Source organism: Lacinutrix neustonica (assembly GCF_026625145.1).
Taxonomy (GTDB): domain Bacteria; phylum Bacteroidota; class Bacteroidia; order Flavobacteriales; family Flavobacteriaceae; genus Lacinutrix; species Lacinutrix neustonica.
The window spans coordinates 2,625,874-2,649,878 of the sequence record NZ_CP113088.1; the positions used below are offsets into that span (position 1 = coordinate 2,625,874).

At 35.7% G+C, this 24,005-nt stretch carries 26 protein-coding genes and 6 pseudogenes; 22 read left to right on the forward strand and 10 right to left on the reverse strand.

Annotated elements, in window-relative coordinates:
- Positions 1–117: 117 nt before the first annotated feature.
- The 12 genes from N7U66_RS14310 to N7U66_RS14350 all read left to right on the forward strand — a co-directional run bounded on the left by N7U66_RS14310 (position 118) and on the right by N7U66_RS14350 (position 7,369).
- On the forward strand, positions 118–618 hold the full coding sequence (locus N7U66_RS14310) for a 4'-phosphopantetheinyl transferase family protein (RefSeq protein WP_313791247.1): 501 nt from the start codon (positions 118–120) through the stop codon (positions 616–618).
- On the forward strand, positions 615–932 hold the full coding sequence (locus N7U66_RS22085) for a geranylgeranylglyceryl/heptaprenylglyceryl phosphate synthase (RefSeq protein WP_313791248.1): 318 nt from the start codon (positions 615–617) through the stop codon (positions 930–932). Before N7U66_RS14310 ends, N7U66_RS22085 begins: the two co-directional genes overlap by 4 nt.
- Positions 932–1,333, forward strand: a complete 402-nt coding sequence (locus N7U66_RS22090) for a geranylgeranylglyceryl/heptaprenylglyceryl phosphate synthase (protein WP_313791536.1) — start codon at positions 932–934, stop codon at positions 1,331–1,333. Before N7U66_RS22085 ends, N7U66_RS22090 begins: the two co-directional genes overlap by 1 nt.
- 108 nt (positions 1,334–1,441) lie before the next feature.
- A complete protein-coding gene (locus N7U66_RS14320) occupies positions 1,442–1,702 on the forward strand; it encodes a thiamine-binding protein (protein WP_267675884.1) in 261 nt (86 codons plus the stop codon).
- A complete protein-coding gene (pnuC, locus tag N7U66_RS14325; RefSeq protein WP_267675885.1) occupies positions 1,686–2,318 on the forward strand; it encodes a nicotinamide riboside transporter PnuC in 633 nt (210 codons plus the stop codon). The genes N7U66_RS14320 and pnuC overlap by 17 nt, the downstream gene beginning before the upstream one ends.
- Entirely contained in the window at positions 2,279–2,848 is a 570-nt protein-coding gene (locus N7U66_RS14330) for an ATP-binding protein (RefSeq protein ID WP_267675886.1), read from the forward strand. Before pnuC ends, N7U66_RS14330 begins: the two co-directional genes overlap by 40 nt.
- On the forward strand, positions 2,845–3,093 hold the full coding sequence (locus N7U66_RS22095) for a DUF4301 family protein (protein ID WP_313791249.1): 249 nt from the start codon (positions 2,845–2,847) through the stop codon (positions 3,091–3,093). Before N7U66_RS14330 ends, N7U66_RS22095 begins: the two co-directional genes overlap by 4 nt.
- A 1-nt stretch (position 3,094) precedes the next feature.
- Positions 3,095–3,796 carry a DUF4301 family protein gene (locus tag N7U66_RS22100; RefSeq protein WP_313791250.1) on the forward strand — a complete coding sequence of 234 codons (702 nt, stop codon included), beginning with the start codon at positions 3,095–3,097 and terminating at the stop codon, positions 3,794–3,796.
- Between the two features lie 35 nt (positions 3,797–3,831).
- Complete coding sequence (locus N7U66_RS22105) at positions 3,832–4,398, forward strand: DUF4301 family protein (protein WP_313791251.1); 567 nt, start codon at positions 3,832–3,834, stop codon at positions 4,396–4,398.
- On the forward strand, positions 4,398–4,730 hold the full coding sequence (locus tag N7U66_RS14340) for a peptide chain release factor-like protein (protein WP_313791252.1): 333 nt from the start codon (positions 4,398–4,400) through the stop codon (positions 4,728–4,730). Before N7U66_RS22105 ends, N7U66_RS14340 begins: the two co-directional genes overlap by 1 nt.
- A gap of 420 nt (positions 4,731–5,150) precedes the next feature.
- Positions 5,151–6,104 (forward strand): TonB-dependent receptor plug domain-containing protein, encoded by a 954-nt coding sequence (locus N7U66_RS14345; RefSeq protein WP_267675887.1) that lies wholly within the window; start codon positions 5,151–5,153, stop codon positions 6,102–6,104.
- Positions 6,008–7,369 (forward strand): TonB-dependent receptor, encoded by a 1,362-nt coding sequence (locus tag N7U66_RS14350; RefSeq protein WP_267675888.1) that lies wholly within the window; start codon positions 6,008–6,010, stop codon positions 7,367–7,369. The genes N7U66_RS14345 and N7U66_RS14350 overlap by 97 nt, the downstream gene beginning before the upstream one ends.
- A gap of 65 nt (positions 7,370–7,434) precedes the next feature.
- On the opposite strand, the gene N7U66_RS14355 is transcribed toward N7U66_RS14350, so the two are convergent.
- Positions 7,435–7,887, reverse strand: a complete 453-nt coding sequence (locus N7U66_RS14355) for a hypothetical protein (protein ID WP_267675889.1) — start codon at positions 7,885–7,887, stop codon at positions 7,435–7,437.
- Positions 7,888–8,035: 148 nt separating this feature from the next.
- On the opposite strand from N7U66_RS14355, the gene greA reads away from it, so the two are divergent.
- Positions 8,036–8,509: a transcription elongation factor GreA gene (gene greA, locus N7U66_RS14360; RefSeq protein ID WP_267675890.1), complete on the forward strand. Its 474-nt coding sequence runs from the start codon at positions 8,036–8,038 to the stop codon at positions 8,507–8,509.
- 128 nt (positions 8,510–8,637) lie between these two features.
- Positions 8,638–9,028, forward strand: a pseudogene (locus N7U66_RS14365) (HIT family protein).
- On the opposite strand, the gene N7U66_RS14370 reads toward N7U66_RS14365, so the two are convergent.
- Both N7U66_RS14370 and N7U66_RS14375 read right to left on the reverse strand, forming a co-directional pair.
- Positions 9,013–9,366, reverse strand: a complete 354-nt coding sequence (locus N7U66_RS14370; protein WP_267675891.1) for a hypothetical protein — start codon at positions 9,364–9,366, stop codon at positions 9,013–9,015. The pseudogene N7U66_RS14365 and the gene N7U66_RS14370 overlap by 16 nt on opposite strands.
- A 3-nt stretch (positions 9,367–9,369) precedes the next feature.
- Positions 9,370–10,536 (reverse strand): annotated as a pseudogene (locus N7U66_RS14375) (sensor histidine kinase).
- A 119-nt stretch (positions 10,537–10,655) separates the two neighbouring features.
- On the opposite strand from N7U66_RS14375, the gene N7U66_RS14380 reads away from it, so the two are divergent.
- The 3 genes and pseudogenes from N7U66_RS14380 (at position 10,656) to aat (ending at position 12,691) form a co-directional block, all read left to right on the forward strand.
- Positions 10,656–11,510 (forward strand): flavin reductase family protein, encoded by an 855-nt coding sequence (locus tag N7U66_RS14380; RefSeq protein ID WP_267675892.1) that lies wholly within the window; start codon positions 10,656–10,658, stop codon positions 11,508–11,510.
- An 82-nt stretch (positions 11,511–11,592) separates the two neighbouring features.
- Positions 11,593–11,964, forward strand: coding sequence for a DUF3127 domain-containing protein (locus tag N7U66_RS14385; RefSeq protein ID WP_267675893.1), 372 nt, complete (start codon positions 11,593–11,595; stop codon positions 11,962–11,964).
- A gap of 101 nt (positions 11,965–12,065) precedes the next feature.
- Positions 12,066–12,691: pseudogene (gene aat / locus N7U66_RS14390) on the forward strand (leucyl/phenylalanyl-tRNA--protein transferase).
- 90 nt (positions 12,692–12,781) lie between these two features.
- Here aat and N7U66_RS14395 read toward each other — a convergent pair.
- Complete coding sequence (locus tag N7U66_RS14395) at positions 12,782–13,345, reverse strand: DNA-3-methyladenine glycosylase I (RefSeq protein WP_267675894.1); 564 nt, start codon at positions 13,343–13,345, stop codon at positions 12,782–12,784.
- Between the two features lie 104 nt (positions 13,346–13,449).
- On the opposite strand from N7U66_RS14395, the gene N7U66_RS14400 reads away from it, so the two are divergent.
- Complete coding sequence (locus N7U66_RS14400) at positions 13,450–14,058, forward strand: thioredoxin family protein (RefSeq protein WP_390886581.1); 609 nt, start codon at positions 13,450–13,452, stop codon at positions 14,056–14,058.
- Between the two features lie 118 nt (positions 14,059–14,176).
- Here the strand turns inward: N7U66_RS14400 and N7U66_RS14405 are convergent, their stop codons facing one another.
- From N7U66_RS14405 to N7U66_RS14430, 6 genes and pseudogenes are all read right to left on the reverse strand, one after another.
- Entirely contained in the window at positions 14,177–14,896 is a 720-nt protein-coding gene (locus N7U66_RS14405) for an energy transducer TonB family protein (RefSeq protein ID WP_267675895.1), read from the reverse strand.
- Positions 14,897–14,985: 89 nt separating this feature from the next.
- A complete protein-coding gene (gene truB / locus N7U66_RS14410; RefSeq protein WP_267675896.1) occupies positions 14,986–15,675 on the reverse strand; it encodes a tRNA pseudouridine(55) synthase TruB in 690 nt (229 codons plus the stop codon).
- Positions 15,676–15,679: 4 nt separating this feature from the next.
- Positions 15,680–16,474: an undecaprenyl-diphosphate phosphatase gene (locus tag N7U66_RS14415; RefSeq protein ID WP_267675897.1), complete on the reverse strand. Its 795-nt coding sequence runs from the start codon at positions 16,472–16,474 to the stop codon at positions 15,680–15,682.
- A gap of 45 nt (positions 16,475–16,519) precedes the next feature.
- Positions 16,520–16,790, reverse strand: a pseudogene (locus N7U66_RS14420) (DUF3098 domain-containing protein).
- A 184-nt stretch (positions 16,791–16,974) separates the two neighbouring features.
- Positions 16,975–17,118 (reverse strand): hypothetical protein, encoded by a 144-nt coding sequence (locus N7U66_RS14425; protein ID WP_267675898.1) that lies wholly within the window; start codon positions 17,116–17,118, stop codon positions 16,975–16,977.
- A 210-nt stretch (positions 17,119–17,328) separates the two neighbouring features.
- Positions 17,329–18,207 carry a cell division protein FtsX gene (locus N7U66_RS14430; protein ID WP_267675899.1) on the reverse strand — a complete coding sequence of 293 codons (879 nt, stop codon included), beginning with the start codon at positions 18,205–18,207 and terminating at the stop codon, positions 17,329–17,331.
- 238 nt (positions 18,208–18,445) lie between these two features.
- On the opposite strand from N7U66_RS14430, the pseudogene N7U66_RS14435 reads away from it, so the two are divergent.
- From N7U66_RS14435 to N7U66_RS14450, 4 genes and pseudogenes are all read left to right on the forward strand, one after another.
- Positions 18,446–21,528, forward strand: a pseudogene (locus N7U66_RS14435) (leucine--tRNA ligase).
- 286 nt (positions 21,529–21,814) lie between these two features.
- Positions 21,815–22,511: pseudogene (locus tag N7U66_RS14440) on the forward strand (zinc metallopeptidase).
- Positions 22,512–22,685: 174 nt separating this feature from the next.
- The gene (locus tag N7U66_RS14445; RefSeq protein WP_267675900.1) at positions 22,686–23,123 is read left to right on the forward strand and encodes a VapA/VapB family virulence-associated protein; all 438 of its coding nucleotides are present in this window, start codon (positions 22,686–22,688) and stop codon (positions 23,121–23,123) included.
- A 121-nt stretch (positions 23,124–23,244) separates the two neighbouring features.
- Positions 23,245–23,964 (forward strand): Bax inhibitor-1/YccA family protein, encoded by a 720-nt coding sequence (locus N7U66_RS14450; protein ID WP_267675901.1) that lies wholly within the window; start codon positions 23,245–23,247, stop codon positions 23,962–23,964.
- Positions 23,965–24,005 lie beyond the last annotated feature (41 nt).

The following is a 24,005-nucleotide window of genomic DNA, read 5'->3' on the forward strand; positions in this document are numbered from 1 at the left end:
TAAATCCATTAGTGTAAACTCACAAACTACTGTTAAAATCGGAAGATTGAAGAATCATACAATGATTTAATCAGCCCTATAGTATTAAAGCCAGGAAGTAAATCACGCGTTTTAGGGATGAAAAGTGAATTACACCAACGTGGCTTTTTAAGTGTCCGTCACTTATTAGGCGAATTTGGATACAGTGATTTAGACCTCTTTTACGATAGCAATGGGAAGCCACATTTAAAAGACGGGAAACACCTTTCTATCACACATTCGTTTACGTTTTCAGCGATTATTGTAAGCGATAAGGAAGTGGGGATTGATATTGAAAAACAACGTGAAAAAATTGGTAAAATAGCGAAAAAATTCATAGAGTATGAGTGTCAATATTTATTAGAAACCGATGAGGAATACATTAAAAAATTAACAGTAATTTGGGGGGTTAAAGAATCCCTCTACAAGCTTTTTGCAACACCAGGCATGTTATTTAAAGCGCATTTTTTAGTGATTCCATTTATGCTTAAAGACCAAAAGACCAAGGCTTGGATAGATTACAAAGGTCTTAAGAAAGGCTTTAATGCACAGTTTTTAGAGTTTGACGGATTTACCTGTGCTTATACCTTACCGGAATGAAAACGGTTTTAGAAAACATAAGTGCTTCGGCTAAAAAAAACGAAAGACTACTAGCCGTTTTAATTGACCCGGATAAGTTTGAAAGAAAAGGTTTATCTCAATTTATAGAGAAAGTAAAAAAGACGAAGATAACACACATTTTTGTAGGGGGTAGTATAGTAGAAAAACACGTAACCCAAACCTTAGTTTCTGACTTAAAATTAGTAACAGCCTTACCTATTGTTTTATTTCCAGGAGATGTTTCTCAGATATCAAAAGACGCAGATGCGCTCTTGTTTTTGTCTTTAGTCTCCGGAAGAAATCCGAATATTTAATAGAACAACAGGTTAAAGCCGTTTCAAAATTGCGAAAAATGGAATTGGAAGTGATTCCAACCGGTTATATTTTAGTTGAAGGCGGAAAACAAACAGCAACCCTTAGGGTAACGAATACAAAACCACTTGAAGATGAACAAGACATTATCGACACTGCAAAAGCTTCAGAATTATTAGGTATGAAATTGATTTACCTTGAAGCCGGTAGCGGAGCAAAATGGGGAGTTTCAGCAAAAATAATAAAAGCAGTAAAGGATGATATTAAAATTCCACTAATAGTGGGTGGAGGCATAAGAAATAGCGTACAACTTGAAGATGCCTATAGTGCGGGCGCAAACTTAGTAGTCATTGGAACCGCTTTTGAGGAGAATGAACATTTTTTTGACGATTTAGAAGTTTAAGGCGTTAAGGAAATAATGTATAATCAAATAATATTATAATAGAAATCGCGTGGTTTAAAAAATGTCCTTTTAGAACAAGCGACACAAATAAAAAAAATTAATGTATTAATGGAAATATCAGTAGAATTAACGCTTACACCTTTGCAGAACGAATACGAGCCTGCGATTATACATTTCATAAAAAAACTTAGAAATTCAAAGTTAAAAGTGTTGGAAAACCCATTGAGCACGCAAGTGTATGGCGATTATGATGACGTGATGCATGTTCTTAATACAGAAATAAAAGAAGCCTTCGAATTAATGGATAAAGGCTTACTATATATGAAGATTGTGAAATCAGACAGGCAGGATTATGAACCACATTTTTGATTTATTTTTTAGCCAGTATGCCGATTACGACACCTTAGATATTGTTTTAGAAATTGTGGCTGTTATTTTTGGTTTTTTATCGGTTTGGTATTCTAAACAGAATAACATTCTCGTGTTTCCCACGGGTATAATAAGTACACTTATATTCGTCTACCTCTTGTTTAAATGGGGCCTTTTAGGTGATATGATGATTAATGCCTACTATTTTATTATGAGTATTTATGGCTGGTATGTGTGGGCCCATAAAGTTGACGCTATTCATGTTACCCCAATATCTGTCACTTCAAAAAAAGAAAAAAAATGGAGTGCAATGCTATTTGTTGCCACTTTGGCTTTTGTTTTTATAATCTATATAAGTTTTGATAAGTGGACGAGCTGGGTGGCTTATGTCGATACATTTACAACAGCTATTTTCTTTGTTGGCATGTGGCTCATGGCTAAACGTAAAATTGAAAATTGGTTACTTTGGATTGTAGGCGATATTATTTCTGTTCCTTTGTATTTGTATAAAGGATTTACCTTCACCAGTTTTCAATATTTAGTATTTACAATTGTTGCTATATTTGGATATTTACAATGGAAGAAACTCTTAAACAACAACCCACAAACGCTATAAAGGTCGTTTTGTTTGGTCCCGAGTCTACTGGAAAAACAACTCTCGCTAGACAATTAGCGCGGTATTATAATTCCGTTTGGGTGCCTGAATATGCGCGGGATTACCTTCAGAAAAAATGGAATAATGAGCGTAAAACCTGTGAGCCAAAAGATTTAATGCCCATTGCAATAGGTCAAATGGATCTGGAAAACGCGCTGGCAAAAAAAACGAATACGGTCTTGATTTGCGATACTAATTTAATGGAAACTAAAGTATATTCTGAGGTGTATTACTCAGGAACTTGTGATCCCATTATAGAAAAATACGCGTTAAAGAACACCTACGATTTATACTTTTTAACGTATATTGATACGCCTTGGGAAGGTGACGATTTACGCGACAAACCCGAAGCGAGAGAACAAATGTTTGAAATATTTGAAGCGACTTTAAAAAGGCATAGCATACCATACATTTTATTGAAGGGAAATAAAAAGGAACGTTTAGATAAAGCCACAAAGCATATTGATGAACTATTGAATAATAAGCATTGAATTTTACAGAAACACATATAAAACAGATTGAAACTAAAGACTTAACGGTCGAGAAAGTTAAAAAGCAATTAGACGTATTTAAAACAGGCTTGCCTTATGTAAATTTAAAGTCTGCTGCAGTATTGAATGATGGTATTTTACAACTTTCAGAAAAGGAGAAGTGCTATTTTTTAGAGTATTACGATAATAAAAAAGAGGGTTTGGATATTTTGAAATTCGTTCCGGCCTCCTGGTGCAGCGACTAGGATGTTTAAGTTTTTGTTTCAGTTTTTAGAAAACTATTCATTAAAAACCGGAAGTATCAACGCCTATATAAACAAACATAAAGCATCAGAGTTATCCCTGTTTTTAGTTGGCTTAGAAAAATTCCCATTCTACGAAACCCTTATAAAAACAGCTCAAAAAAAGCGTCCCGATTACAACACATTAACTAATGATGAGCAATTATTAATTTTGGTAAAAACCTTGCTCGCCCAAGACGATTTGAATTATAGTTTTTATCCTAAAGGCTCTTTGCCATTCCATAAATACAAAGACCATTTGGCGACTGCTTTTGAGGAGCATCTATTTGAGGCAGCCCTCTATGCTTCAACAGATAAAAAAGCGAAACTTCATTTTACCATTTCAAAAGGTCATAAATCTATTTTTGATACCGAATTTATAAGAATAAAGGAGGGTGTTGAACGAAAAACAGACACAAAATTTGAGGTTACCTTTTCTTATCAAAGAGATTCTACAGATACTATTGCCGTAAATTTAGAAAATGAACCCGTACTAAATTTAGATGGCAGCCTTCACTTTAGACCCTCTGGTCATGGGGCTTTACTAGAAAATTTAAATGATTTTAATGCCGATATTATTTTTATAAAAAACATAGATAATGTGGTGGTGTGTAAATATCAGGATGAGGTCGCACAACATAAAAAAGTTCGGCAGGCATACTTTTAAAAATTCAAAGTCAAGCCTTCAAATATTTGAAAGCCTTGGAAGAAGAAAAACTTACTGACATGGATTTGTTAGCAATAACTCAATTTGTTCGTAAAGAGTTAAACATTATTATTTCTGATTCGTTTGAAAAGTTCTCTTATAAACACCAAATAGAGTATTTAATAGAAAAATTAAACAGACCGCTTCGTGTTTGTGGTATGGTAAAAAACGAAGGAGAGCCTGGTGGTGGTCCTTTCCGGGTTAAGGATGAAAATGGAAATGTCTCATTGCAAATCGTGGAATCTGCACAAATAGACATAAAAAATAAACTCCAAAAAAACATTCTTAAAAATGCGGTCTATTTTAATCCTGTAGATTTGGTATGTGCAGTTAAAGACTATAAAGGGAATGTGTTTGATCTATCACAATTTGTCGATCAAAAACAGGCGTTCATTACTATGAAGACAAATGCAGGAAAAACCATTAAAGCATTAGAGTTGCCAGGGCTTTGGAACGGGAGTATGGCGTATTGGAATACTGTATTTGTTGAAGTACCCATTGTTACTTTTAACCCAGTAAAAACGGTCACTGACTTACTAAAACCAACACATCAGGTCGATTAATGTTCAACGAAGAAGCCCTCATAAAAGAATTTAGTTTCAAAGGCGTTCGCAGTTCCGGAAGTGGTGGTCAACATGTAAATAAAGTTTCAACTAAAATTGAATTGTCTTTTAATGTATTCCAATCTTTAGTTTTAACGGAAAGACAAAAAACTACAATTGAAAAAAAATTATCAAACCGACTCACAAAAGAAGGCTTGTTATTATTACAATGTGGAGAAAGTAGAAGTCAATACAGAAACAAGAATTTGGCTATAGTGAGAGCTATCCATCTTCTAAAATCGGCTTTAATCATTCAAAAAAAAGGGTGCCCACTAAAATCCCTAAGGCGGTAATAATGAAACGACTTAAAAATAAAAGTGTCCGTTCTCAACGAAAGACTAATAGACGGAAACCAGATCTAGAATAAGGGTTCTCTTCTTGAAAGATTTTAACAGGTTACCGAAAACGTTATAACGAAATAAAAAGTTATAATTTATCATTAAAAAATTAAAAAATCTACACTACCTTTGCGGCGTTCTCAAGAAAGGGGTGCCATAATATCGGCTGAGATCATACCCATTGAACCTAGAACAGATAATGCTGTTTAGGAATTTGAAGAATTATAAGCGTCGCTTAAATCAGTACTGCAATGGAACTAATTTTTCATTGAAACCGCATTAATCGCTCAGTACAAAGTTTCTATTATAATTCAAATTAACTATTTTAATAAAGAATAATCACCTCTTTTTATTCGTAATTTAAATGTATTTCGAATGAAATTTAATTTCAAAAAACTAATTTTAATTTTATTGCTTTCTGTAACTGCGGGTTCTGTTTTTGCTCAGGACAATGTATCGGATTCGACTAAAGTTCAAACTTTAGACGCCGTCTTAATCCAATCTGTTCGTGTTGACGCAGATTCACCAATCACGCACTCAAATGTTTCTAAAGAAGCATTGCAGAAACGTAACTTAGGACAAGACATTCCTATTCTCTTAAATTATTTACCATCAGTTGTGACTACAAGTGACGCGGGTGCGGGAGTTGGTTACACGGGTATTCGTGTACGTGGGGTAAGTGCGCAATCGACAAATGTAACAATCAACGGAATTCCTTATAACGATGCCGAAAGTTTAGGAACGTTTTGGGTTAATTTAGGAGACTTCACTTCATCTGTAGAAAGTTTGCAACTCCAACGCGGTGTTGGAACGTCTACTAATGGTTCAGGTGCTTTTGGAGCTAGTTTAAATGTTTTAACAGATGCTGTAGCTAAGAAAGCCAACGGTGAAATAGCGAATAGTTTCGGTAGCTTCAACACTAGAAAACATACCGTAAAATACAGCACAGGACTATTAAATGATCATTTTGAAATTGCTGGCCGCTTATCACAGATTAATTCTGATGGATATATAGATCGGGCAACTTCAGATTTAAAATCGTATTTCCTTCAAGGAAGCTATGTAGATGATAATACACTCATTAAAGGAGTTACTTTTGGAGGACACGAAATTACGTATCAATCATGGAATGGTTTTGATCCCTCATATGTTGAAGCACTAGGTTCGAATCCAAATATTGATGAGAACAGACAGTTTAATGTTTCGGCGCTTATTTTGACGCCCAAGGCCAATTGCAGTTCTATAATAACGAAGTGGATAATTACAAGCAAGACCACTACCAATTGCATTGGAATGAAAAGTATAACAATAATTGGTCAACAAACTTAGGGTTGAACTACACCTACGGGCGTGGTTATTTTGAACAGTATAAAGAGGACGAGGATTTTATAACTTACGGATTTGATGATATTACCATTGGAACAGAAACGATTAATACTACCGATGTCATTCGTAGACGCTGGTTAGATAACGATTTCTATGTTTTAAATGCTAATGTTAACTATAAAGATGCCGTATTAAATCTTACTACAGGACTATCATATAGCACCTATCATGGTGATCATTTTGGAGAAGTCATATGGGCAAGATATGCCAGCAATAGTGATATTAGAGACCGTTATTATGAAGGAGATGGAGATAAATATGATTTTAGTGTTTTTGCCAAAGCGACCTATCAATTAACCGAAAAGTTAAGCTTGTTTGGAGACCTGCAATTGCGTTCTGTTAATTACGATACCAGCGGAATAGGTTCAGATTTGGTATTGTTTGAAATTGACAAAACTTACAATTTTTTCAATCCAAAAGCAGGACTGTCTTACAATTTAAACGATCAAAATAACTTCTACTTTTCTTACGCAAGAGCAAATAGAGAAGGCAGTAGAAGTGATTTTGAAAGTAATCCAAATATCAAACCGGAACAATTGAATGACTTAGAATTAGGTTGGAGACATAAAGGAAATGCGTTGACGATCAATGTAAATGCTTATTATATGTTGTATAATGAACAATTGGTTCTAACGGGCGCAATAGATGATGTTGGAGCACCAATTAGAGACAACTCCGGCGAAAGTTCTCGTTTAGGGTTAGAATTAGAAGCGGCAATACAAGTGACCAATACATTTAGTATACAACCCAATATCACCTTGAGTTCTAATAAAAATAATGAAACGATTACTTCCGAGAGATGGTGCTCTAGTCAATTTAGGAAAAACAAATATTTCATTTTCGCCGAAGTTGTAGCTAGTAATGCTCCGGTATTTAAACCAAAAGAGAATGTTCAATTATCATTTTTAAGCAAATATGTTGGCGAACAATTTATGGGGAATACAGACTCTGATGCTTCTAAATTACAAAGTTACTTCGTTAACGATTTCAACATTACTTATGAGATTAAAATGACTAAAATTTTTAAGTCAATCCTGTTATCAGGATTGGTAAACAATATTTTTGATGAAGAATATATATCTAATGGTTACTATTACCCATACGATGATGATTTTTCAGTGCCAGGCACAATAACAACGATAGAAGGCGTAGGTTATTATCCACAAGCGACAATTAATTTTCTTGTGGGAGCAACTTTAAAATTTTAACCATGATTTCAAATTAGTAGTAACCATTGACACTTAACAAAAGGCAGCCTTAAGGGCTGTCTTTTTTAGTTATTAAATACACGAATTACACTGCCGTTGACTTCCACGCTATAACGTACAAGCGTATATCGGCCCGTTGTGCCTTGCTGAGGGGCGCCCCCTAAAATCTCATAAGCGTTGCCATCATCACAACCGCAGGTAGCAATAATGCCATTAACCGATAGTTGAGTACAAGAATTAATGGGGTGGTTGGGGTCACTTAATTCAAAAGCACTATAGGAATTCCCGCTAAAATGCAGGACAACACCATTAATACCAGCCGCATCTATAACTACATTATTATTAGGAAATTGCAATTGGTTATACTGTGGTAAGCTCGTGTTTATGCTAGCGCCTGTATCAAAAACAGCCCGAGGAATGTTTGGGTTGTTATTTTGATTGTTATCATCATCATTCTTACTACAGGTAGAAAGTATTACAGTAAAAATAAGGGTGAGTATAGGTGTTCTGTTTTTCATTTTCAGGTTTCTTTTTCAAGAATGCAATTTACAATAATCTCATTAGAGAGTTAAATATTTTGTATATTTGTAGTACAATCTCGTGTATGCGAGATTTTTTTATGCTGAACAACATTCAGCCTCTTTTTGTTTATTAAACGAAGAAGTTATGAGTAAAGTATCCTATTATACCGCTGAGGGCTTAAAAAAATTAAGAGATGAGCTAAAGCAATTAAAAGACGTAGAACGTGTAAAAGCATCGAAAGCTATTGCCGAAGCACGTGATAAAGGTGATTTGAGTGAAAATGCTGAGTACGATGCGGCAAAAGAAGCACAGGGCATGCTGGAAATGCGTATTTCAAAATTGGAAGACCAATTGGCTGGAGCACGCGTAATTGATGAATCTCAAATGGACACCTCGAAAATATTAGTGTTGTCTAAAGTGAAAATCAAGAATCAAACCAACGGTATAGAAATGAATTATACGTTGGTTGCCGATGGAGAAGCCGATTTGGCCTCGGGTAAAATATCTGTTAATTCACCTATAGGAAAAGGGTTGTTAGGTAAAACGGTTGGTGATGTGGCCGAAATTCAAGTACCCAACGGGACCATGAAGTTTGATATTATAGAAATAAGTAGATAATTTTTTTAGTACCGCAAAGCCGGAATCAAAATCAAACACCTTGAATATAATTCCTGTTTACACTGTAAAAACCGCAGTAAAACAGGAATCTTTTTTTATCTTTAATTTTAATCTGAAAAACGAATAGTATGGCATCCATATTCACCAAAATTGTTAATGGAGAAATTCCTTGTTATAAAGTTGCAGAAACCGATGAGTTTTTGGCCTTTCTCGGATGTAAACCCAAATACAAAAGGGCATACTTTATGTATTCCGAAGAAAGAAACGAACAAACTATTTGATTTGGATAGGGTGGCGTATGCCGGTTTAATGGAATTTTCGCGTTTAGTTGCTATTGCCATTGAAAAAACAGTCCCTTGTAAGCGGGTTGGTCTTTCTGTTATAGGATTAGAAGTGCCGCATGTTCATGTGCATTTAATTCCATTAAATACAATGGAAGATGCGCGTTTTATAAACAAAGTGTCTTTAGAAAAAGCAGACTTTGAAGCTTTGGCAGAAGCGATTCAGGCTAATTTATAAGTAGCCAAAAAAACAACGATTAGAGTGATCACAACGGCTATTACTCCCAGTAATATCCAAAATAAAGGCTTCATTTTTTTTGAAGATTTTTTGGGTTCAAAAGCTTTCATTTGATACTCGTAAATACGTTCGATATCTTCTGTCCAGCTCACTGGGTAGATCTCGGTATCACAAGTGGTGCAATGCATTTGAGATGAAATGTTTTGAGTGACGGACTTTGAGAATTTAGTATCAATAAATTCCTGTTTAAAGGTCAATTCTAAGCCTTCTTTGCTAAAGCATTCCGGGCAATTATTATTAAGCGAGACTTCTTTTACGGTAATCCATTGATCATTCATACATCACAAAGTTTTAAGGCTGATTTGCATAGTGGTTCCTTTTCCAATTTCAGAATGCACGACTTTAATTTTGCCGTCGTGAAAATCTTCAACGATACGTTTGGCTAAAGAGAGACCCAATCCCCAGCCTCTTTTTTTGGTCGTGTAGCCAGGTTCAAAAATAGTACTAAATTCATTTTTTGACAACCCTTTTCCGAATCAATCACATTTATTTTTACACGGTTTTCTAGTTGCGAGATTTCTACTTTTAAATTCCCTCTCCCTTTCATGGCATCAATCGCATTTTTTACCAGGTTCTCAATGGTCCAGCTATACAGTTGAGTATTTAAATTTACGTAAATAGGTTGGGTAGGGAGGTCTATACTAAAATTAATAAGTTTAGACGAACGGATTTTGAGGTATTCATATGTGCTTAACGTTTCAGCTACCACATCTGCTTTTTTAAGGGTAGGTATCGATCCAATTTTACTAAAACGCTCGGTAATGATTTGAAGACGGTCAATATCTTTTTCAATTTCTTTAATATATTCTGGATTGACCTGTTCTATCTTTAAAATTTCAGTCCAACCAATCAAGGAGGATAACGGTGTTCCAATTTGATGTGCGGTTTCTTTTGCCATGCCAGCACCATAATTTATTTTGTGTCGCTATTTTAGAGCTTCGGTAAAAAAAGTAAACCACGGCGCCAAATAAGAAAATGATAAGGAGCAGGGCTAACGGATAGTATTTGAGCTTGTTTAGAACCATGGAGTCACCATAATATAATTTGCCTATTTCTATGGTTTTATTAGTTATGGGATCGACATAAGATAGTTTAATGGGGGCGTTTTCTTTCTCAAATTGATGAATTAACCGATTAACATATGTCGTGTCTTGAGCCCTTTTCTCATCAAGATTCATAGTGCTAATTTGTCGTTCAGAATTCACTAAAATTTTAGGAATTAAACTGTCTGAAAGTATGATCTTATCAACGATGGGGTTTACATCATCTGTTAAAAAACCTTTTTGAAACTCTGCTTGAGCCATACTCCATATATCCATTTTAATACGCTGTTCTTCTTTAAACTTCTGAAAAAATATATAGGTATTCCATAAAATAAGAGAGATAATCGCAAAAGATGCGATAATAATAATCCAACGAATAAGTTGTCTGTGTCTTGTAAAAAACATGCTCTAATATTTTTGAGTGTTAATATAATGTAAAACTGTTAATAATATTGTGCTGATGTGTCGCAAATCATTTTTATAGCATTTACATATTGGCTACATTTGTGGACTAAATTGAGTGCATGACATCTTTTGAGCCAAAGGAATTAACAACCGCAGCATTACATGGGTATTTATTAAGTGCAGTAGCGCCTAGACCCATTGCCTTTGCTAGTACCATAGACGAAAATGGTAACCCAAACTTGTCACCATTTAGCTTTTTTAATGTATTTAGTGCAAATCCCCCAATCTTGATTTTTTCTCCTGCTCGACGGGTGAGAGATAATACCATTAAACACACGTTAAAAAATGTTGAGAGTACCAAGGAAGTTGTTATAAATGTGGTCAATTACGACATTGTACAGCAAATGTCTTTAAGTAGTACTGAATATGGGGAAGGGGTTAACGAATTTGAAAAAGCGGGATTAACCATGTTAAAGAGCGATATGGTAAAACCCTTTCGCGTTGCAGAAGCACCAGTCCAGTTTGAATGTAAAGTGAATGATATTATTAAACTAGGGACAGAAGGCGGAGCTGGTAATTTAATTATTTGTGAAGTGGTTAAGTTGCACATCAATACAGATGTTTTAACTGAATCAGGAAGTATAGATCAAGAAAAATTAGATTTGGTCGCACGTGCCGGAGGAAGTTATTATAGCCGAGCAAAGAACGGTTTTTTTGAAATTCCTAAGCCATTGACAACACTAGGCATAGGTGTTGATGCGTTGCCAAAACACGTGAGAACAAGCAAGATTCTTACTGGAAATGATTTAGGTTTGTTGGGGAATGTAGAAAAGCTACCAAGTAAAGCTGTCATTATAGCATTTGCTGAAAAGCATGACATTTCATCACTCTCTGAAGTAGAGAAGCACAAAAAGGCACAGGTTTTGCTTGGTGAAGGAGACGTAGAAACGGCATGGAAAGTATTGTTATCATAACACGACAAGTGAATTTGTTTTAATGTTTTAGTTAGAACGAGTGCCTTATAAATGAGACGAATATTTAATAATTATATAGATAATGGAAGTACAAGGTAAAGTAAAGTTAATTGGAGAAACTCAAACATTTGGAAGTAATGGGTTTAGAAAAAGAGAGTTAGTGGTAACCACTGAAGAGCAATATCCACAACATATTTTAGTAGAATTTGTTCAAGATAAGTGCGATTTATTAAATAACTACAAAGAAGGGCAAGACGTAAAAGTTAACATCAACTTACGTGGTAGAGAATGGGTTAATCCACAAGGAGAAACTAAATATTTTAACTCTATTCAAGGCTGGAGAATAGAAGGTGTGCAAGCTGGAGCTCCAACAGGAATGCCGGAAGTGCCACCTGCTGCTTTTGAACCAGCAACCGACTTAAAAGAAGAAGATCACGACGATTTACCTTTTTAAAGGGATTAGTCCTTTCTGCATAGTCAGGAATCTTATAAAATTTGACCTCGACAACTACATATGTTGTCGAGGTTTTTTATTTTTAACAAAGCGCAATTTAGATGTATGTCTTAAATAAAAATCTAGCCTTTCCAAATATAAGTCTTGCAGACGAGGAAGGCTTATTAGCTATTGGTGGAGACTTGTCAATAGACCGGTTAATTCTTGCTTACAAAAACGGTATTTTTCCGTGGTTTAATGAAGACGAAGTGATTTTATGGTGGTCACCGGACCCAGATTTGTTTTGTTTCCTAAAGATCTGAAAGTGTCTAAAAGTATGAAACAATTCATGCGACATTGCGATTATGAAATTACGGTAAATAAAGCCTTTAAATCTGTTATTAGCGCATGTGCTATGGCGAAACGTGAGGGGCAATCGGGAACTTGGATTACAAATAATATGATAGAGGCCTATTGTAAACTTCACGAATCAGGCTATGCAAAATCCATAGAAGTCTGGAGAGAAAAAGAACTCGTGGGTGGATTATATGGTGTCGATCTCAACAAAGGTGTGTTTTGTGGCGAAAGTATGTTTGCTAAAGAAAGCAATGCGAGTAAAGCGGCATTTATCACCTTTATTCAAAATACAGATTATAAGATAATCGATTGCCAGGTCTATACCCGTCATTTAGAAAGTATGGGTGCCAAAGAGATTTCTAGAGACGATTTTATAAAGTATTTAATGTAATCGTCTTGTAAGACAAATTATTTTTTACGTGTTTAATCCGGAAAACTATAAAAGGACTCCAAATAGTGCTGTTTCTTTTACAGAAGCAGGCTATACCTCTTCGTATCTAAAACAATCCACCTCGTGATCATTCACCATCCCTGTGGCTTGCATATGTGCATAAACCACGGTGCTGCCTACAAATTTAAACCCGCGTTTTTTTAAGTCTTTACTTAACGCATCACTTAAAGGGGTGTTGGCAGGCGCTTCCTTGTAATGTTTTACTTGATTTTTTATGGGTTTTCCATCAACAAACTGCCGGATGTATTTACTAAAACTGCCAAATTCTTTTTGCACGGCCATAAACGCTTGAGCATTGGTAATGGTGGCATTTATTTTTAACTTATTTCTAACAATCCCTGCATTCCGGAGCAGTTCTTCTTTTTTGTCGAGATCATATTTTGCGATTTTTTTATAATCAAAAAAATCAAAAGCTAAACGAAAGTTCTCACGTTTACGTAAAATGGTAATCCAACTCAATCCAGCTTGGAAGGTTTCTAGAACTAAAAATTCGAAAAGTTGATGATCATCATATACAGGAACACCCCACTCTTTATCGTGATAGACTTCGTATAAGTCATCACCAACGCACCAACCGCATTTGTGTTTTTCCATGTCCTTTGATCTAATTTCTAGCTGTGGTGTAAGTAATTTAATATTCTTCTACTAATGTAACAACTGTTACTCAGTAATTCTAAAACTAAGCCTATTTTTATAGTATGGAAACAATTAATAACACAGATTTAAAGACGATTATAACAGATAGTTTGCAAAACGCAATAAGTTATCAGGAGTATAGACAGTTAGTAGCTAAATTAGTTGAAGAAGGCGGGACTACTGGAAATGAAAAAACCGAAGCCTTGTCAAATTATACCATGCTTAATGACAGACGCATGAAGCGCTGGGATAAAACAGTAAAGGTTTCAGAAGCCATTCAAAAACAAGTGACAAATTTAAATATTAATCAAACCTGGTTGGTTTTAACAGAAAGCTGGTGTGGAGATGCAGCACATGTATTACCTGTAATGCATAAAATGGCGGCATTGAATGATGGGATTGACTTTAAGTTGGTCATGCGTGATGAGAATCCTGAATTAATGCAGCAGTTTTTAACCAATGGTGGTCAAGCCATTCCTAAGTTAATACTCATTGATAATGAAACGGGAACAGTAAAAAGCACGTTTGGACCAAGGCCAAGTGAAGCTACAGAGTTAGTGAGCCTGTACAAAGCCAAACATGGAAGCTTAACTCCGAATTTAAAGAAACTTTACAGCATTGGTATAACAAAGACAAAGGACAAACCGCTATTAATGATTTGCTTAGAATAATAAAGTAATCTTTTCATTATTGTAACCTTCTTTTTTGAGAATTTTTCATGAATAATGAGTTCAAAGATTTTTCTGTAATTTTATGTCTGTGTAAAATGATGCCTGGGTAATCTAAACCTTACCTTCCTTCAAAATTGAAGGTAATAGTGCCTATTTGAGATTTTTTTGAATCGGCACTAAACCTTGCTTTTTTAGCAAAGTCTAAAGCATGCTCCTGTAAACATTCATTGTTGGAATTAGAAGCCGTATTTATACTAGTGTTTACCACTTTACCATTGGCATTTACTGTAATATTTACCACGATTTTACCATTCGCATCGCATAAATAAATGGGAATGGGCAAAAACGCCGCGTTTCTATTTTTAAGGGAATAGGTGATCGAGCTGTTTTTATTTGCGACAGCTTGCGATTGACTGCTCTGTAGTGCATTCGAGCGTTTATTTAAAATGCTATTCACGCTTTCAAAAGCTGTAAGTTCTTCATTTTGCATGGACGCATTTGCTGTGTTTTTTGGAGCCGTTTTAATTTCATACGGCTCTTCCTGATTGCTTTTTAACCGTGGATCTTCAAAATCTTTTGGAGGCGCAATGGGTTTATATGCTTCTGCAAAATGCTTATAATTTTCTGTTTCGTTAAAGCCTTTATTGGTCTTTGGAGAATCGTTAGTGTTGATGTCCTCTGTATCTTCTGTCTCTTCCAAAATGGTTTCAGGTGTAACGTCGATAATCATTTCGGCAACTTCAGTATCGTATGTGCGAAATTCAAGACTAACAACAAACAGAGTCATTGTACAAACAATTAAAATCGTAATGGCCAAGGCCTTATTTGAATTATTCAATTTCAAGTAGGTAAAAATTAATTATAGATTATAATAGCATGTGCAATATATACGTTTAAAACGAAATAAAAGACTAAATAGTCTAATTATTAAGGTTTTAACTTTTTAATGAATGCTTCAATAGACAATGCCTCCTCTACAGTAAAGGCTCCAATTTTTGTACGACGTAAAGCTGAAAGATGCCCACCAGACTTTAAGGCTTTACCAAAATCATTGGCTAAAGAACGAATGTAGGTTCCTTTACTACATACCACTCTAAAATCTACAGTATTACCATTAATACTAGTAATTTCAAAGGTTTCAATGGTAATTCTTCGAGATTTAATGTCAACGGCTTCTCCGGCTCTCGCAAATTCATATAAGCGTTTTCCATCTTTTTTTAATGCGGAAAAAACGGGAGGAAATTGATCAATTTCTCCAACAAACTGTTTGGTGGTTTCATAGATTAAAGTTTCCGTAATGTGTTCCGTAGGAAAGACCTCATTAATGTCGGTTTCTAAATCAAAAGAAGGCGTGGTACTCCCCAAAGTAATAGAGCCTGTGTATTCTTTAATTTGACCTTGAAAGGAGTCAATTTGTTTGGTCATTTTCCCTGTGCAAATCACTAACAACCCTGTTGCTAAAGGGTCTAGAGTTCCTGCGTGACCTACTTTTATTTTCTTGATGTTGTAGGCTTGACGAATTTCCCACCGCAGTTTGTTAACCGCCTGAAAAGAAGTCCAGTTCAAAGGTTTGTCTATTAATAAAACGTGTCCAGCTTGGTAGTCTTCAGCAGTCATGGCGTTAATTAAATAAAGTATAGCCTATGGCAATGAGACCAATAATGAAACAATAAATTGCAAAATACTGTAATTTACTTTTCTTAACGATGGAAATCATCCAGGTACAGGCAAATAGTCCAGCAATAAAGGCCGCAATAAAGCCAACTGAAAGGGACATAATATTGTTGTTTTCAAAAGACAAATCGCCACTCATGATGTCTTTTGCAATCTTTCCAAAAATTAAGGGCACGACCATTAAAAAAGAAAAACGTGCCGCTTTGGTTTTGTCATTACCTAATAAGACAGAGGTAGATATGGTTGCCCCGGACCTAGAAATGCCAGGAAGCATCGCTATAGCCTGTGAAACACCTATTATAAAGGCGTTTTTAAAGGATATCTTTTTGTTCGTATCTTTCGCTTTATCGGCTAGATAGAGCAAGAGGCTTGTAATGAGTAACATAAAACCAACTAATAAAATGTTTCCTCCAAAAAATTGTTCTAATTGCTTTTCAAAAAATAGACCAACGAGAACTGCAGGTAACATGGAGATAATAATTTTTATTACAAATTGGCGGTCCTCATTAAAGTCGGGTTTAATAAGCCCTTTAATAATTTCTAATATGTCTTTTCTAAAGACAACGAGCGTGCTTAATGCTGTTGCGAAGTGTAACACTACCGTAAATAACAGGCTTTCTTCTGGTATAGAGTGATCTCCCAATAAAGCTTTGCCAAGCTCTAAATGTCCACTTGAGGACACGGGTAAAAACTCAGTAAGTCCTTGTATAATACCTAAAATAATTGAATCGATGATATCCATGGGGCAAATCTAACGAAATAGAATAAAGACAGAGGTCATAGGTTATTAGTTTGCAGAATCTTTAGAGCGTGTTAATATCGCGTAAATCTGAATGCCAAAGCCTATTAGAACTAAAGCAGGAGCAAGTCGAATACGTCTCCAATGAAATATATCTTCGTTAAATACATTTGGGTCGTCACTCCCACCGCCGAGACATTAAAATAAAGCCTATTACGATACAAGCTAAACCAATAAACATGAATTTGTAGTTGCGTCTTCCAAAGACAAATTCGGTATTATCTTGAGCGTCTATTTCTTTGCGTTTTTGTTCTCCCACAATACTATTTACTTAAATTCTGAAAAAAAATCTCTCACCAATAATCATTGGTTCAATGGTATTGCCGGCACAATTACACGCAATACTCTTGATAAGTGCAAAGTAACGGTTTTATTTAAAACTTTTACTTGTAGAATGCTAAATTTAATCTGCCGTTCGGTGCAGATTGTTAACGCCCTATATGTTAGTCCAAAACGTTAGGCAAGTGTTGTTTTTTCAAATCTACTTTAACGATGCTTGCCGTTTCTTTTTCCGTTTTATTTTGCGTCAATACTACTGAAGCAGTAATGAATATAACGCCTATAAATACAAAGGTTGCTCGTTTCATGTGTGTGTTTTTTTTTCAAACAGTTTCTATGTTGCCCCTCAGTTGTGTTTGTCAATATCATATAAAACAAACATACGATGACTCATAAATTTTGTTTTTTGAGTGGTAAATTAATAGTCTTGGTATTTTCAAATATATAAATATTTAGTTAAATAAAGACAAACTTGAAATTGTTTGTGTATTAATAACGAGAAAGTAAGAGAATGGGGGTTAATAGTATAGCTTATCTGTATTCAGATTTAAAAAACGTTGTGTTGCTATAAACGTTGAAATCCAGGTAATAAAGATACCTAAGAGAAAAACAAAAACAAACAAAGCAATTATTAATCCTGGTTGTTTTATAAATGCCAACTCAGGAAATGTTCTATCAACAAAATAGAGAACAATAGCCATGCCTATTAAGGCTAGAATAGCTCCAATAATTCCCAACTTGACACTTTGCCAAACAAAAGGGCGACGAATAAAATGCTTGGTTGCGCCTACCATTTGCATTGTTTTAATAATAAAACGTTTAGAGTAGACTGCTAAGCGAATAGAGCTGTTGATAAGCAACACGGCAATCAACGTAAATAGAGCACTAATGAGTAAAATCCAAAAGCTAATTTTTTTTACGTTATCATTCATTTGAGCAACCAAATCCTTGTCATAGCTAATCTCATCAACAAAATTTTTAGATAAGGCTTCTTCCGATATACTTTCCAGTTTTTCAGAGGTCACAAAGTCGGCTTTTAAATTAACATCAATAGAATTCTTTAACGGATTAAAACCTAAAAAGTCCAGAACATCTTCACCACTTTCGGCTTTCATAGATTCTAAAGCCTGGTCTTTTGAAACGTAAGTGGTCGATTTTACATAATCGGCCATGGCCAAACTTTTTTCGAGTTGTTTCACTTCAACATCTTTAGCCGTATCTTTTAAAAAGATGGTAACGGTCACTTTTTCTTTAAAATGGTCTGCCACTTTTTTAGCATTCAAAACAAAAAGCCCTAAGAGACCCAATAGAAAAAGCACCAATGCTATACTTAATACTACAGAAATGTATGAAGAAATTAAGCGGCGTTTTTGATATTGTTCGTAAGATGAGCTCATAAAAAGTGTTTGATTTATCATGTAAAAATAATAAAGAAAAATGAAAAGAAACTTCAAAAGCCAAAGTCTTTTGATTTCTATTAAATAGTCTTTCCTGTAAGGACATCATCCTATTAGATGCTTTTAAAATTTCAATCTAAAAGCAATTGAGATTAATCCACATAATTACAACGCTTAAACTTTCAACACTATTATAATAAGTTTAAATTTGTGGCTTTATTAAGTGAAAAACTTCAAAATGCAATACGATTTTAACGACATAGAAGCCAAATGGCAAAAATATTGGGCGGAAAACGAAACGTTTAAAGCCTCAAATAGCAGCGACAAACCAAAATATTATGTTTTGGATATGTTTCCCTATCCGTCCGGAGCAGGATTACATGTCGGGCATCCCTTGGGGTATATTGCCAGTGATATTTATGCGCGTTATAAACGTCATAAAGGGTTTAATGTATTGCATCCACAAGGGTATGATAGCTTTGGTTTGCCCGCCGAGCAGTACGCCATTCAAACGGGGCAGCACCCGGCGTTAACTACCGAAACCAATATTGCAACCTATAGAAGGCAGTTAGATCAAATTGGCTTTTCATTCGATTGGAGTAGAGAAGTACGTACCAGTAATCCCGAATATTATAAGTGGACGCAATGGATTTTTATTCAGTTGTTTGAATCGTATTATTGCTATAATGATAATAAAGCCAAGCCTATTAACGAACTAAGTGATGTGTTTTCTTTACGTGGAAATGCTGAGGTTAACGTGTCTTGTGATGATGCTATTGAAGCATTTACTGCTGAGGAATGGAGGGGTTTTTCATCTGAAAAGAAACAAGAAATTCTTTTAAAATACAGACTGACTTATTTAGCAGAAACGGAAGTTAACTGGTGTCCAGCTTTAGGAACGGTGTTAGCCAATGACGAGATTGTTAATGGGGTGTCTGAGCGTGGTGGACATCAAGTGGTTCGGAAAAAAATGACGCAATGGAGTATGCGAATTTCGGCGTATGCCGAGCGTTTACTTCAAGGCTTAGAAGCCCTCGATTGGTCTGATTCCCTTAAAGAAACACAACGCAACTGGATTGGTAAATCTGTTGGTGCTTCTGTTTCATTTAATGTTTTAGACACGAATGAAACCAATAGTCATGCGGAGCCTGTCGAAGCACTTCACGAAATAGAGGTATTCACGACGCGTCCTGACACCATTTTTGGTGTGTCATTCATGACGCTTGCACCGAACACGAACTGGTATCTAAAATCACAACAGCAGAACACAAAGCCGACGTTGAAGCGTATATAGAAAAAACAGCCAAGCGCAGTGAGCGCGAACGTATGGCCGATGTAAAAACAATCTCGGGAGTCTTTACAGGAGCTTACGCAGAACATCCTTTTACAAAAGAACCCATTCCCATTTGGATTGGAGATTATGTTTTAGCCGGTTATGGTACGGGTGCTGTGATGTCTGTGCCTTGTGGCGATCAACGGGATTACGATTTTGCAAAACATTTTGATATAGAAATCCCTAATATTTTTGAAGGGGTAGACATTAGTGAAGCAGCCTTTACAGATAAAGAGAAAACGGTGATTGGAAATAGTGATTTCCTTAATGGCATGAACTATAAAAAAGCCACAAAGCGTGCTATTTTTGAATTAGAACAATTAGGGCAAGGCGAAGGTAAAACCAATTACCGTTTGCGTGATGCCGTGTTTTCAAGACAGCGCTACTGGGGAGAACCCTTTCCAGTGTATTACGTTAACGACATGCCACAAATGATTGACAAGCAACATTTGCCAATCACCTTGCCGGAGGTAGAAAAATATTTACCCACCGAAGCAGGTGAGCCGCCGTTAGGGCGTGCCGATGTTTGGGCTTGGTGTACAGAAAGTAATAGTGTAGTTAGCAACGACAAGATAAATAATACAACCGTATTCCCTTTAGAACTCAATACCATGCCAGGTTGGGCAGGAAGCTCGTGGTACTTTTTCCGTTATATGGAAGAAGCGATGCGCGATGAAGTGTTTGCAAGTAAAGACGCTCTCAACTATTGGGAAAATGTCGATTTATATATTGGTGGTAGCGAGCATGCCACAGGTCACTTACTCTATTCACGTTTTTGGGTGAAGTTTCTAAAAGATAGAGGTTTTGTTGGTGTTGAAGAGCCTTTTAAGAAGTTGATTAATCAAGGGATGATACTTGGAGAGAGTGCTTTTATTGACTTAAAGGTACCACACTTAACTGAAGACAGAAATGATGGTTCTAGCAAGTCATCATTGATTATTAAGTCTATTGCTTTGAGTAATAATATTGAAAGAACTAATTCTGAAATAAAATCGAAGTTCTTGAAAAGAATCTTTGATGACTACTACAAAATTGAAACAGATATAGACGTTCATAAAATTTTAGGTTCTCAAGTATTAGATTCATCAACAATGTTCAAACTTAAAAGGGCATCAAAAGAAGAATTTTTAAATTATATATCAGAGAGATTATCATTTGAAGATAGAAGACTACATGTTGATGTGTCTCTTGTTGATAGTTCAAATAATTTAGACATTGAAAGTGTAAAGAAATCAGTATTAGATTTTGATCAATTACATTTTGAGTGCGACGAAATGAATACTTTCAAAGTAGCTCGTGAAGTCGAAAAAATGTCTAAATCCAAATACAACGTGGTCAATCCGGACTGCATTTGTATCGACTATGGTGCAGACAGCTTGAGACTCTACGAAATGTTCTTAGGGCCATTAGAGCAATACAAACCTTGGAATACAGCGGGGATCACTGGGGTTCACAATTTTCTTAAAAAACTATGGAAGTTGTATGTTGGCGAAAACGGTATTCATGTAAACGCCGCAGAACCAACAAAAGAGAGCTTAAAAACATTACATAAAACCATCAAAAAAGTACAAGAAGATATTGAGAATTTCTCTTTTAATACCTCGGTGTCTACCTTTATGATTGCAGTGAATGAATTAAGCGCACAAAAATGTACCAGCAAAGACATCTTGGAACCGTTGTTAATATTAATGTCACCATATGCGCCTCATATTGCAGAAGAATTATACAGTAGGCTAGGCCATTTAGAGTCGATCTCAACGGCACCTTTTCCAACATTTGATGCCACATATTTGGTAGAAAGCAGCAAGAATTATCCGATTTCCTTTAATGGCAAAATGCGTTTTACCTTAGAGTTGCCATTAGATATGAGTAAAGACGAGATTGAAAAAACAGTACTCGCTCACGAAAAAACCATCGCACAATTAGAGGGTCGCGTACCAAAGAAAGTGATTGTTGTTCCTGGCAAAATTGTAAATATTGTGGGGTAGTATATACCTGCAATAGCATATTATAAATCCAGTAAAACCTTCAATTAGTTGAAGGTTTTGCTTTTTAAAGCCATAAGCATATAGCGCACGGTGTCTTTTTTGAACTAGTAAAAAAAGAAAAAAAAGGCTGCCATGCAGCAGTATGCCACGGAGGAATAGCAAATATTAATCTAAAAGCTTAAATTTTGAAGTCTATTAAACTGACAACATTTCCTGTCCAAGTATTGGCTTACTTTTTGCTATATTTATTTAAAATTTAAAAACTAAAATTATGATTTCAGGATATATGGGTTACTACATTTTAATTGGCGCCATTTCTTTGGTAAGCTGGATGGTGAGTAACCAATTGAAAAAAAAGTTCGCTAAATATTCTAAAGTGCATTTGCGTAATGGTATGAGCGGCGCAGAGATTGCACAAAAAATGCTTGCTGATCATGGCATCACGAATGTAGACGTCATTTCTACACCAGGGCGATTAACAGACCACTATAATCCAGCAAATAAAACGGTGAATTTAAGCGAAGCAGTATACAGCCAGCGTAATGCCGCTGCTGCTGCTGTGGCAGCACACGAATGTGGACATGCGGTACAGCATGCTACAGCGTACCAATGGTTAACCATGCGCTCAAAATTAGTTCCAGTGGTTCAAATAACCTCTAAGATGTCTCAATTTGTTATTATTGGGGGGATTATTTTAATGGCAACTAATATGCTGGGCGGCACCGGGCAATACATAGCCATTGCAGGACTAATAATGATGGGCTTTGCGACCTTATTTAGTGTGATTACACTGCCTGTTGAGTATGATGCCAGCCATAGAGCCTTGGCTTGGTTAAAAAATAAAAACATGGTGACTCCTGAGGAGTACAAAGGATCTGAGGATGCTTTAAAATGGGCGGCCGAGAACCTATTTGGTTGCAGCTATTGGAGCCATTGCGTCTTTATTGTTTTGGGCGTTGCAGGTTTTTGGAGGTAGAGATTAGAACCCTAAGTTTTTAACGCAGCTTGTTAGATAAGCCCCAATGGGGTGTCTTTTGTATTTGTAGTCCAGATAATTACGAAGAATTACCTGTTTTTAATTTAAGGGAAATCACGCTTAAATTAAGTGTGATTTCTTTGCAACTTTGTTTTCATATTAATCATTTAAACAGGGAATCATGGAAACAACACTAGAACAAACAAGTACCTTAATCGCACACGATTTTGTAACTAAAAACACAGGAGTCTTAGATCAAGAAAAAATTGATGCTGCCGTAAAAACCATTACAGCAGAGACCCAATCTTATCCTGCCAACGGTAGTGTGGCTAGCTTTATTTTTTATTTAAAATTTCAAGTGAACATAACTGGGGGCAAATCGTTTAATGGGAATGCAGGCGGCGCATCCACGCCAGGAGGAGGTGCTTTAATTGGTGATGTATATACCAGTGATATTAATCGCTTGTATAAAGATACAAAAAGCTTTCAATTTAATGCTACACCCGTGTATACCAGCATCATATTTTTTGATGGCAGTAGTAATGTCTTAGGAACCTTTCAAGCGGGTGCGGTAAGCACAGTTGCCGGAATAGGAGGGGGCTCAGGAAGTTGGTCTTAGTCTTTAAACCAATGCCTAATAACGTTTAAAAAAAGCGTAAATTAATCGAAAACCGAATCATTTATTAATGATTCGGTTTCTTTTTTTATATTTAAAACCTAAATCAAACTAACTTAATTTTATGGACAATTCTTTTGAAAATCAAGTGCCTCAAACAAAAGTGGCGGTGAGCGCCTTGGCAGAACAGGATCGTGTTGCCTTTTATAAAAAGACTTATACCCATGTGGCCTATGGGGTTTTAGCATTTATCGTTTTTGAATATTTATTATTGCAAAGCGACATGGTTGTGCAATTTGCACTTTCGATGACCGAAGGCATCAAATGGTTATTAATGCTTGGCGGCTTTATGCTAATCACTAATTATGCTGAAGGAATGGCCATGCGTACCGCCGATAAAAACAAACAATATCTAGCTTTCGGGTTATATATTGCTGCTGAAGCTTTTATTTTTATACCCATGATTTATGTTGCGGCCTTTTACATGGATCAAGGTACTGAAATTTTGCAGCAAGCCGCAATTGTAACCTTGGGGTTGTTTGCTGGCTTATCTGCAGTAGTGTTTGTAACCAAAAAAGACTTTTCTTTCTTGAAAACAGGATTAACCATTGGTTTTTTTATTGCTTTAGGCTTGATTGTCGCGGGAAGTATATTCGGCTTTAATATGGGGTTATGGTTTTCAGTAGGCATGTGTTTACTAGCTGGTGGCAGTATCTTGTATCAAACCTCTAACATGATTAATAAATATACCGAAGACGATTACATTCCGGCAGCCTTGGGATTGTTTGCTTCATTGATGCTATTGTTCCGGTACATATTAAGAATCTTTATGTCGAGAAATTAATAGCCTAAAAAAACAGGGAATAACTAAAGCGTTTTAAATTG